This window comes from Acinetobacter sp. YT-02 (assembly GCF_002412355.1).
Lineage (GTDB): Bacteria > Pseudomonadota > Gammaproteobacteria > Pseudomonadales > Moraxellaceae > Acinetobacter > Acinetobacter towneri.
Genome location: NZ_NOZT01000066.1, coordinates 1 through 11,514, shown reverse-complemented (window position 1 = coordinate 11,514; position 11,514 = coordinate 1). Strand labels below are relative to the sequence as shown.

Annotated in this window: 12 protein-coding genes; 10 read left to right on the top strand and 2 right to left on the bottom strand. The window is 39.7% G+C overall.

Annotated elements, in window-relative coordinates:
• The first annotated feature begins 324 nt into the window (after positions 1-324).
• From CF596_RS13450 to CF596_RS13425, 6 genes are all read left to right on the top strand, one after another.
• The gene (locus tag CF596_RS13450) at positions 325-738 is read left to right on the top strand and encodes a cation efflux protein, CzcI-like (RefSeq protein ID WP_225530251.1); all 414 of its coding nucleotides are present in this window, start codon (positions 325-327) and stop codon (positions 736-738) included.
• A 48-nt stretch (positions 739-786) separates the two neighbouring features.
• Positions 787-2,112, top strand: coding sequence for a TolC family protein (locus tag CF596_RS13445; protein ID WP_096902764.1), 1,326 nt, complete (start codon positions 787-789; stop codon positions 2,110-2,112).
• Between the two features lies 1 nt (position 2,113).
• Positions 2,114-3,343: an efflux RND transporter periplasmic adaptor subunit gene (locus CF596_RS13440; RefSeq protein ID WP_096902763.1), complete on the top strand. Its 1,230-nt coding sequence runs from the start codon at positions 2,114-2,116 to the stop codon at positions 3,341-3,343.
• Entirely contained in the window at positions 3,333-6,473 is a 3,141-nt protein-coding gene (locus tag CF596_RS13435) for a CusA/CzcA family heavy metal efflux RND transporter (RefSeq protein ID WP_096902762.1), read from the top strand. Before CF596_RS13440 ends, CF596_RS13435 begins: the two co-directional genes overlap by 11 nt.
• An 86-nt stretch (positions 6,474-6,559) precedes the next feature.
• Entirely contained in the window at positions 6,560-7,459 is a 900-nt protein-coding gene (locus CF596_RS13430) for a cation diffusion facilitator family transporter (RefSeq protein WP_005028603.1), read from the top strand.
• 186 nt (positions 7,460-7,645) lie between these two features.
• Positions 7,646-8,212: a recombinase family protein gene (locus CF596_RS13425; protein WP_000678311.1), complete on the top strand. Its 567-nt coding sequence runs from the start codon at positions 7,646-7,648 to the stop codon at positions 8,210-8,212.
• A gap of 202 nt (positions 8,213-8,414) precedes the next feature.
• On the opposite strand, the gene CF596_RS13420 is transcribed toward CF596_RS13425, so the two are convergent.
• Positions 8,415-8,978 carry a helix-turn-helix transcriptional regulator gene (locus tag CF596_RS13420; protein WP_096902761.1) on the bottom strand — a complete coding sequence of 188 codons (564 nt, stop codon included), beginning with the start codon at positions 8,976-8,978 and terminating at the stop codon, positions 8,415-8,417.
• Between the two features lie 385 nt (positions 8,979-9,363).
• On the opposite strand from CF596_RS13420, the gene CF596_RS13415 reads away from it, so the two are divergent.
• From CF596_RS13415 to CF596_RS13400, 4 genes are all read left to right on the top strand, one after another.
• The gene (locus CF596_RS13415; RefSeq protein WP_004818452.1) at positions 9,364-9,774 is read left to right on the top strand and encodes a hypothetical protein; all 411 of its coding nucleotides are present in this window, start codon (positions 9,364-9,366) and stop codon (positions 9,772-9,774) included.
• Positions 9,775-9,779: 5 nt separating this feature from the next.
• The gene (locus tag CF596_RS13410) at positions 9,780-10,460 is read left to right on the top strand and encodes a hypothetical protein (RefSeq protein ID WP_096902760.1); all 681 of its coding nucleotides are present in this window, start codon (positions 9,780-9,782) and stop codon (positions 10,458-10,460) included.
• Between the two features lie 110 nt (positions 10,461-10,570).
• The gene (locus CF596_RS13405) at positions 10,571-10,867 is read left to right on the top strand and encodes a type II toxin-antitoxin system RelE/ParE family toxin (protein WP_004647749.1); all 297 of its coding nucleotides are present in this window, start codon (positions 10,571-10,573) and stop codon (positions 10,865-10,867) included.
• 1 nt (position 10,868) lies between these two features.
• A complete protein-coding gene (locus tag CF596_RS13400; RefSeq protein ID WP_096902759.1) occupies positions 10,869-11,195 on the top strand; it encodes an addiction module antidote protein in 327 nt (108 codons plus the stop codon).
• Between the two features lie 58 nt (positions 11,196-11,253).
• Here the strand turns inward: CF596_RS13400 and CF596_RS13395 are convergent.
• On the bottom strand, positions 11,254-11,514 hold a 261-nt coding region (locus CF596_RS13395), incomplete at its 5' end, for an isochorismatase family protein (RefSeq protein ID WP_143228697.1).

Below are 11,514 nucleotides of genomic sequence, written 5' to 3'. Positions count from 1 at the left end.
CTAACAAAGGAAAGCCACCTCTAATGGCTGCTTAACCTCTACTTTTAACTTCGGTTATTTATGGGAGGATTACCCTCTGATTTCAGGGGTATATTTTAATTTTGTCATCGGGGTAGTCTCTCAGAATATTGACTCTCCGACAAACCCGGTACGGTTCAATCTATTGTTATTCTTACCTGAAATTGATGTGAGCTTATAGAGACAAGGTAAATTTGCAAAAGTGCCGGCTATTCAGTGTTCATTGAATGTTTAATTTAATTTATTAAGCTTGACCTTGGAGTGGCTCTAAGCCTTATACTTGGTACAAATTTTTCGATTGTTATGATGATGCGTTCTACTACATGGATTACAGTCTTGGTTGGATTGTTCATGTTCCAAAGCTTTTGGAATGTGGCGGCGGCCTTTTGTGTCCATGAACAACAGCCTCAATCACAGCAGAGTTATCATTTTGGTCATCACCAAAATACCTTGTGTGCCAGCGATAGTCGTCAACACGATCATAATGGACAGTCAGAAAACATAAAAACATTCAGTAGCGATTTAGAAATCGGTGAAGATCATCAAGATCATCTACCATCGATGACGCATTTGATTGTACAAAATGAAAAAGTAGATGTGTTTCATCCAAGCTCTGAAGTTAAAGTGAATCCACAATTTCATTGGAAAAACAGCTATCAGGCTCCTGACCTGTTTCAACAAAGCCCACCTCCCGAATTTTCCCCGCTCATGGTGGGGTAGCCTAAAACATTCCCACCACTTTTATTATTTAAATAAGTGGGAAAAATCATGTCTTCACAATCAATTATACTCTTGCGTCATAGCTTGGTTGCTTGTATATGTGCAGCGGCTATGCAATATAGCTATGCTGAAAACGTTACCAGCTTTGAATCCGCTTTAGCAAAAGTACAAAGTTACCAGACTCAAGACAAGCTGTGGCAACAAGTTCAGCAAATATCTGAATTGAATATTCAGCAAAGTCGGTTATGGCAGAATCCAAGTATAAGTTTAGAACAGTCTGGCTTTGGCTCAGGTCAAGAACAGGAATTCAATGTTGGCGTTAGTCAACCTCTAGATCTATTTGGTCAGCGTAAGCTGAACCGGGTGATTGCCAATACCTCGAATCAACAAATCCAATTGCAACAGCAATTATGGAAGGCACAAAGCCAACTGATTGTTAAATTTGCATGGTCGCAATTTGCACTTGCTGAGGTTGAGCAGTCTGCTTATTCAGTACAGTTAAAAACAAGTAAAGCCAATCTGGACAGTGCCCAGAAACGCTATCAGGCAGGCAGTATTGCCCTGGTTGATTTTGAGCGTACCCAAATTGAAGCGCTAGAAATCCAACGACTTTATCAGCAAGCGATGCTGAATAAACAAGCTGCCGGTCGTCAGCTGTCTAATTTGTGGGGGGGAGAAACATCTTCATATCTTCAATTGAATAAAACCGCTATCCCTTGGCCAGAGCAAAGTCTCCAAACTGTGCAACGGTATATTGCTGAAGGGTGGCTAGAAAAATTCTATGCCTTGAACATTCAGCAATCGGATCATCAAATTGAAAATTTAAGAATTCAGGCACGTCCCAATCCGACTTTAAATGTAGGCATGAAACGTAGCAAAACCCCTAATGAAAGCAACGATACGACTTTGGCAATCGGCGTGGCTATTCCACTGAATATTTTCAACCGCCAGCAATATGCGATCCCGATGGTCCAGCAACAGCAAATATTGCTGAACCAACAGCAGCAGCGTGAGCTGAAGCAACAAATACTCAATATTGCCAACAGCATGCATCAGCTCAAAGGTTTACGTAGCCAGTTCGATGCCACAACAGCACAAGTTACTTTGGCGACCAAAGTTCAGAGCCGTACTTTACAAGGGTTTCAGGCAGGGAAACTGTCCATTACCGACGTTCAACAAGCAACCACCCAACTGCAGAATCTTCGATTGGGTCAATTACAAATTCTACGTCAAGCTTGGCAAACTGCCCTCGCAGCTGAGGCACTCAGTATTGGCACAAGTTATGAAGAAATTAGCCGTTCGGATGCCTATACACAACTGAATAAAAAGGCAGTCGAAGCATCGCAAAATTTAATCAATGGGGGAGCACGATAAAATGAACGCCAAGCAAAACGGAAAAATATCCCAGTCTCTCATGATTGCAATTTTGATTCTGATTACGGTCTTGGTCAGTCTGGTTATTTGGTTAAGTTCAAAAAAAACTGAATCTGAGGGGCATGGTCATGATGAGGGAAATGCCGAACCTTCTGATGAAGATAGTTCTGAAGAAGGACATGCTGAAGAAGGCGAAATACAACTGACCAGCCAACAAATGGTTGAACAAGGTTTAAAAGTTGCTGTTGCATCCACAGGATTGGTTGAAAAGCTGACAACCCTGCCAGGTAAATTGGTGGTGAATACCGATCAACAAGCGCATATATCGCCTAATTTTAGTGGTCATGTCGAGCAGGTCAATGTGGCTTTAGGACAGAGCGTGCAAAAAGGACAAACGCTGGCTGTACTAATCGTGCCTGAACTGATCGACCAACAGGCAAATCTGCGTATGGCACAGGTGAATCTGGATTTGGCCCGTAAAGATTACCAGCGCGAACAGCAACTCTGGTCACAGGGGATTTCTGCCAAACAGGATTACCAGCGTGCCGAAAATGCCTACCGTCAAGCGCAGATTACTGTCCAGTCCTCACAAGCACGTTTAAATGCATTAGGTGCAAGTGGCAATAACAATGGGCGTTTTCTGATTAAAGCACCGATCTCTGGGGTGATCAGTCAAAAAGATATTGTGGTCGGTGAAAATGTGCAACTGGCTAATCAGCTCTTTGTCATTGAACAGCTGAAAGATTTATGGCTTGAGTTTAATTTGCCGAATCAATTCTCAGGTCAACTGCAAGCCGGGCAAAAAATTGACTTTAAAGTGAATGATTCAGATCAAATCTATAAAGCTACTGTACAAAGCTTAACCTCTCATGCAGATGTACAAACAGGGCGTCTGGTGGTGCGCGCAAAACTCGATGCGCAAGCTACTGAGTTGCGTTCTAATGTGTTAGTGAGAGTGTTGATTCCGGAAGCTACAGCAAAATCAGCCCTTCGGATTCAAAAGTCTGCGCTGCAAAGTATTGAAGGTGAAGACAGTATTTTCATCGTAGATTCAGAACAAAAAGGTCAAGTCCACTTAAAAGCACAGAAAGTGCAATTGGGGCAGGCTTCAAGTGATGGACAATGGCTTGAAGTGATTTCTGGGCTGACTGAAGGGCAGAAGTATATCGCTCAAGGCAGTTTCTTGTTGAAATCTGAATTAGAAAAAGACGAGGCAGGCCATGAACATTAATTCTGATCTGCCAAAACCAGAAGGTTTATTCGAACGAATCATTCAGTTTTCCATACAAAATGCGATTTGGGTGTTGCTCTTTGTCTGTACCTGGATTGCGGTCGGGGTGTATAGCTATCAGAAACTCCCGATTGATGCTGTACCCGATATTACCAATACCCAAGTCCAGATTAATACTCAAGCCAAGGGTTTTACTGCGCTTGAAGTCGAACAGCGGATTACCTATCCCATTGAAAATGCCATGGCTGGCATTCCGGATCTGGAGCTTACCCGTTCCATATCCCGTTATGGACTCTCTCAAGTCACCATTGTCTTTAAAGATGGGACTGATATTTATTGGGCCCGTCAGCAGATTAACCAACGGATACAGGAGGCGCAATCTGAGTTGCCTGCACAAATCGCACCGACGATGTCCCCCGTTTCTACGGGTCTCGGTGAGATTTATCAATGGGTACTGAAGGCAGATCCGAATGCGAAAAAGCCGGATGGAACTGCATACACGCCGATGGATTTACGTGAGATTCAGGACTGGATTGTGCGTCCTCAACTGCAACGTGTTAAGGGAGTTGCAGAGGTCAACAGTATTGGTGGTTTTGAAAAAACCTATGTGGTCTCTCCCGATTTAAACCGGATGCAGCAACTGAATATCTCATTAGAACAACTGCAACAGGCTTTAGCGCAAAATAATGAGAACCGAGGTGCAGGTTATATTGAAGACAATGGTCAGCAACTGACGGTACGTGTACCGGGTACATTCAATGGGCTTTCTGATATTGAGAACACCATGCTGGGTAGCCCAAATGGCAGCCCAATTCGGGTTGGTGATATTGCGCAAGTCTCTATTGGGCATGATTTAAGAACCGGTGGGGCAACCTATAACGGCAAAGAAACCGTTTTAGGGATTGCCATGATGGCGATGGGGGGAAATAGCCGGACTGTTTCTAAAGCTGTGGATGCCAAGCTTCAAGATATTCAGAATAGTTTGCCTAAAGGGGTAGTGATTGAAACGGTGTACGACCGTACTACCTTGGTTGAGAAGGCGATTAAAACCGTTCAGAAAAACTTGGTAGAGGGAGCAATCCTGGTCATCATCATTCTGTTCCTGTTTTTAGGGAATATCCGTGCTGCCTTGATTACTGCCTGTGTCATTCCACTCTCTATGCTGTTTACCTTAACCGGGATGGCACAGAAAAATATCAGTGCCAATCTGATGAGTTTAGGTGCACTCGATTTCGGCATCATTGTCGATGGTGCTGTGGTGATTGTCGAAAACTGTATCCGGCGTTTAGCCCATACACAGCAACTGTTAAAACGACCTCTCACACAAAGTGAACGCTTTAAGGAAGTTTTTCTGGCTGCCCGCCAAGCACGTCGTCCTCTTATTTTTGGTCAGCTTATTATTTTGGTGGTGTATTTGCCGATTTTTGCTTTAAGTGGTGTAGAAGCAAAACTATTTCATCCGATGGCTTTAACCGTTGTTCTCGCACTGGTGGCAGCTATTATTTTATCGATCACCTTTGTGCCCGCTGCAGTTGCTTTATGGGTTAAAGGGGAGATCAAAGAAACGGAAAGCCGTTGGATGATCTGGCTCAAAACCCGATATCAACAGATATTGGATGGAGCCTATCATTACAAAGCGGTGGTTTTAACTTTTGCCATTTGTCTCCTGGTCATTACGGGTCTGCTCAGCACGAAGATTGGCAGTGAGTTTGCACCCCAGCTGAGTGAAGGTGATTTTGCGGTACAGCAATTACGTTCTCCAAGCACAGGCTTGGAAGAGTCTTTACGTATTCAGGAAAATACCGAAAAGCTTTTACTGAAAAACTTTCCCGAAATTAAAGCTATATTTGCCCGTACCGGGACTGCTGAAGTGGCGACAGATGTGATGCCACCGAATATTTCCGATGGTTATATCATGCTGAAACCACGTGAGGAATGGCCAGATTCAAAAGAAAGCCTAGATGCACTTCGAACCCGAATGGAAGCTTATCTTGCGACAATTCCCGGCAATAACAGTGAGTTTTCTCAGCCTATTGAGCTACGTTTTAATGAACTGATTTCAGGTATACGCAGTGATGTGGGGGTGAAGGTTTTTGGTGATGACATGCAGGTTTTGAATACTGAGGCTGCAAAAATCGCGAAAATCATTCAGCAAGTCGCAGGTAGCAGTGCGGTGAAAGTTGAACAAACTTCGGGTCTGCCTTTACTCAATGTAGAGATTGATAAAGCTTTAGCTGCCCAGTATGGCTTGAGTGTGAAATCTATTCAGGATGTGGTGGCTGCAAGTATTGGTGGACAAAGCGTGGGAGAGATTTTAGAAGGCGATCGTCGTTTTGATTTTGTTATCCGTCTTGGAGAGCAAGACCGTAGTGTCGCATCTGTTTCCCAGTTACCTATTCAGCTTCCAAATGGTGGCAGTATTTTATTGTCGGATGTCGCGCAAGTCTCGACCATTGAAGGAATCAACCAAGTCAGTCGAGAAAATGGTAAACGCCGAGTTGTGGTTACAACGAATGTTGAAGGGCGTGATTTAGGGTCTTTTGTTTCTGATGTACAGACACAGCTCAAAGCATACACTTTGCCAAGTGGTTATTGGATAGAATATGGCGGTCAGTTTGAAAATTTGGCTTCAGCCAAAGCACGGATGCAAATCGTGATTCCACTGGCTTTAATCACTATCTTTATTTTACTGATGGCGGTCTTTCACAATGTCAAAGAAAGTCTATTGGTCTTTACCGGGGTACCCTTTGCCTTGACCGGTGGTGTGCTGTTCCTTTGGCTAAGGGATATTCCATTATCGATGTCAGCTGGAATTGGCTTTATTGCCTTATCTGGTGTTGCAGTCCTCAATGGACTGGTAATGCTGACCTTTATTAAGGAATTAAGGGACAAATATCCAGTGCATAAAGCCGTGTGGCAAGGGGCTATTTTGCGCTTAAGACCAGTGTTGATGACAGCTTGTGTGGCTTCACTGGGTTTTGTACCAATGGCGCTGGCAACCGGAACAGGGGCTGAGGTTCAACGGCCACTGGCAACCGTAGTGATTGGCGGGATTATCTCTTCAACATTACTAACTTTGGTGCTGTTACCCGTGCTTTATCGTTGGATAAATGAAAAGAAAGTTTCTTAATCCAATAGATTAGTCGATTTACAGCAGAGATATTGGCTGTTATCCAATATCTCTGCTCATCATAAATAGAATAAGGAAAATATTTTATGTCAGAACATCATGATCATAGCCATGCGGTTGTTACTGAAGAAAATAGTAAGAAGTTAATGGTTGCCTTAGGTTTAACGACTACTTTTTTAATAGTAGAAGTTGTCGCTGCTTTTATTACCCAAAGTTTGGCTTTGTTATCTGATGCAGCTCATATGTTTACTGATGTAGCCGCTTTAGCTATTGCTCTTGCCGCTATCAAAATTGGTAAAAAAGCCGCAGATGATAAAAGAACTTTTGGCTATCAGCGATTTGAAATTTTAGCGGCTCTGTTTAATGCGGTGATGCTTTTTGTGGTAGCAATATATATTGTATATGAAGCTTATCAACGTTTTACGAATCCTGCTGAAATTCAAAGTGTTGGAATGATGATTGTCGCGGTCATTGGTTTGGTCATAAATTTGATTTCAATGAAAATCCTTTCTGCTAGTGCTGAAGGAAGTCTAAATATAAAAGGTGCATATTTAGAAGTTCTTAGTGATGCTCTAGGATCGATAGGCGTGATTATCGGAGGAATAGTTATTTATTTTACCCAGTGGATGTGGGTTGATACCGTAATCGCTGTGTTAATTGGCTTCTGGGTCTTACCTCGAACTTGGATTTTATTAAAACAAAGTATTCATATTCTGCTTGAAGGAGTTCCTGATGAGATTGATATTGAGTCGTTAAGAAATGATTTATTGAAGCTAGAGGGCGTTGAAGGGATTCATCAGTTGAAAGTCTGGGCTATATCCTCAAGAAATATTCATTTAACTGCTCATTTGGTTGCTCCGAATAGCAATACAGATCAACTCTATCAAAAGGCCTTAGAAGTTCTAAAACATAATCATAATATTACTGAAATTACGTTACAAATAGAAAATACGAAATGTAATACATTGAACCAACATAAACACTAATTTGGACTTTAGTCTTCATATAGATGTTTTGTGTAACTTTAAAGTATACCCTAAAGTTACAATCTGAAAGTTCATGAAATTATGTATCATTTAAATGATTTTTAATCATAAGTAACATGTAACTTTAGTGTTAAAGAATTATAATTTACGAAATTGTTCATTTTTATCCAATTGGGGCGTGAAAAAGTGAAAGGCCAAAAAGTAGGGTATGTCCGGGTAAGTTCTGTCGAGCAAAACACTGGACGTCAACTTGAAGGAATTGAGGTCGACCGGATTTTTGTTGACCGTGCTTCAGGTAAAAATACTGACCGACCTAAATTTCAGGAAATGTTGAACTATGTCCGGGAAGGGGACAGGGTGATTGTACATTCAATGGATCGTTTTGCGCGAAGCCTAAAAGATTTGGTCACTGAAGTAGATAAACTGGTCAAACGAGGGATCGCCATCCAGTTTGTAAAAGAAAATATTACTTTTACAGCCGAATCCACCCCGATGGATAATTTGATGCTTCAAATGATGGGTGCTTTTGCACAGTTCGAACGTGAGATCATTTTAGAGCGGCAAAAGGAAGGAATAAAACTCGCCTCTGCTCAGGGGAAGTACAAAGGTCGGGTGCATAAACTAAAGCCTGACCAAGCTGAAGCTTTACGACAAGCATGGAAGGAGGGGAAGTATCCATCGAAAATGGCATTAGGGAAAGCTTTTGGGATTAGTCGTCAGGCGGTATACCGATATTTACAAGTTAGTGAATAGCTTATTGGGATTAGCAACTAAATTTAGTTTAACTTATAAAAATCATGAAACACTGTTCGAATTTTAAGCGTGGAACGTGAAAAATCACAAAAAAAGCCCACCTTGGGGAAGGTGGGCTATCAACTAGAAACTACAGCATTAATTTCTAAGTGGAATTATAACACATTACGTATAAGGTGTATTATGTTAATTTTAGAAACTCTTAATTTAATAGCTGTCTTTCACTTAGTTTTTTTAAAATTGATGGCTGAATAATATTTTTTAAAGTACCTATATCTGTTAATAATTGAAGTTCATTTTTTTCTCGTGACTCTATCTGTTTTTTAAGAACATCATTAGAGCTCTGAGCGATCATTCCTGATAAGGCTGCTATGCCTAAAGCTGCAATTGGAGATCCAACAGCTAAACCCATTATTGCACCGACTCCCATTACCACAGGAATATTATTTGTTTTATCAATATGCACTGCTTTACTTTTCGTATTTGCAACAAAAATTCCTTTTTTATTAATAAGTTCAATTGATTCCTCAAGTAAAACCATAAATTCAGAAGATTTTAATCCAAACTGTTGCCCAAATATAAATATTTGCTCAATGCTAATATTAGTCTCGCCTTTCTCAAGCTTAGATAATCCAGATGTACTCATTCCTGTACTCTCAGCTAATGATGTTTGCGTTATACCTTTAAACTCCCTTAAGCAATGGAGTAATGCTCCTGTCACATGAGAAACAGTAGTTGAAAAATTATAATTTAGTTCGCGCACCATGCTTTGCTCTAATTTGAAATAAATTTATTATAGCATAATTTCAAATAATCTATTGATTTCCTGATTTAGAGGAAATACAATGTTTTTGAAAAATTGAAACTACTTCAATTTATATGGAAATAGCAAAATGAAGCCACTTCTTATCCAATTCGGTCTTAAAATTTTAACTTTGTTCTTAGATCATGCTTATCAACTGATAAAAATGAAATTAGAAGAATCTCGACGCTTAAAAGCTCAATCTACAATGAAAACTCTCAATTAATTGAGAGTTTTTCTTTATGCGAAAGGCCCACTTCACAAGCCTTTTATATAAGCCGTATTATGCTAATTTCATTATTAGTTCAATATTTTAAAAGCTATCATTTTTTTATTAGTCGGAAATAAAATGAGTTTTAAATCAAAAAACAACCTAGATAAACTTAAATTTATCAGATACATGAGAAGTGAAAATGAAGTAAGTGATGATTTTTTTGATATCAAAAAATTTCTGTCAGAAAAGCTTCATCCTTTAGAAATTAAAGCTAATGATACTGCTGAATTATGGAAGGTTATTCAATATCTCCAAAAAACACACACGGATTTTTTGAAAGATGATTATTTCAAAGATGAATCAGCACGTATTAAATTTATATTAAAACATGGTGATCCAAATCAAAGAATTACCCTTCTTAAATTAGATACTCCTGATCCAAAATATTGGAAAAAATTAACCCAAATTGTAAAAAATGAGGATAGCGAAGCCTTTTTAGAACTTAAAAGATTAGAAAAACTCGCTAATACAGAGTTTGAGGAGTAATTATCATGGATAAAGATTCTACAAATGAAATTATTCCTATTGAAGAGCTTAAAGGTAAGGATCAAATTAATTTTTCTGAAAAGATATCATCTGTACCTCAAAAAGATGCAGATAAGATCAAAAATAGCTTGCGTAGAAATGCAGTAATAAATTCGCAAACAGGAGAGACAGGTGTTGCTACCAAAGCCTTACCTACAATTTTAAATACAGATCCTGAAACTGCTAGAACCTACGCACTAACACAACCTAAAGAAAATTTTTTTGAAGATAATAAGGGAAATCAATATATAAAGACACCAACGTTAATTGCTGAAACTAGTAAACGAGCAGAAGAACCAAGACCACCAACACAAAGGGATATATTAAGACAATCTCGAACTTATTTGACAGATGTTTCTGATTCACCTGTAGCTGATAAAACCAGAGATCACCATCGAAAACAATTAGAAACTCAAATGAAAAAAGAAAAAAGAAATGTAAAAAGAGAAGCTATTAGAATTGGTAAATTAGATCCATCTAGCCCAATAGATGTTCACCATAAAGAATCAGTTAGTTCTGCACCAAGAAAAATGGCTGATCCCAAAAATCTTGACCCAGTTGATAGGGCATTACATCAAAAATGGCACAAGCAAGGAGGAGGAACAGCAGCTGAATGGGAAAGATTTAAAAAAGATGAAGGACATTAAGAATTTGATTTAACATAATGGCGGTTATACGAAATTAATGGATGTCCGTATAGATTACTTGCATATTGTATTCGATCGAATACAATATAGTGAGAAGATAAGGAAGCCTCATGATTGAAATTAAACGTCTGCCAGAATTTGATGAATGGTTAGATGGCATTAAAGACAATATGACCCGTATTCGCCTAAATCGTAGACTAGATAAGGTTCAACGTGGAAATTGGGGAGACATTAAGCCTCTCCAAGATGGCGTTTGGGAAATGAGAGAATTCTTCGGTTCTGGATGGAGGATGTATTACATCCAGCATGGTGACGTAGTGATTGTAATGCTTGGAGGCGGAGATAAATCGACTCAACAACAAGACATTGATCGTGCAGTCAAACTATCGAAAACATTGGAGGATTAAAATGGTTAAAGTCGCTGATTTACCAAGTTTTGATATGGCTGAGTCACTCAAAACTGAAGAAGACATTGTGATGTATCTCAACATAGTTCTTGAAGAAAATGATCCAGCTGAATTAGCTCATGCCCTTGGCGTAATTGCCAAAGCTCGTGGCATGACTCAAATCGCTAAAGAAGCAGGGATTGGACGTGAAGCACTTTACAAAGCCCTACGTCAGGATTCAGCACCACGTTTTGATACGATTAATCGTGTAGTAAATGCATTAGGCTTAAAACTCACTGTACAACAGGCCCAAAACTTTAAAAAATATAGTAAAAATGGGAGCTTATAGCTCCCATTTTTTGACTTTGTATAACGTGTATTATGTTAATTTTAGAAAATCTTAATCGTTAGCTAACATAATCTTCAGTTGATATCACTTGAGCATATGCAAATTCAAAAGCGGCCATTAATGTTGCATGGACATGACCAGCAGGTACTTTAACGCCATTAAATTCCAAGTCTAGTGTTGCACAAGCATCATGTATCACTTTTACCTTATAACCAAAATCAGAAGCAGCACGAACAGCAGCATCAACACACATATGGCTCATAGCACCAATCACGACTAACTCAGTCACTTGATTGCTATCTAAAATTTCTTTGAGATT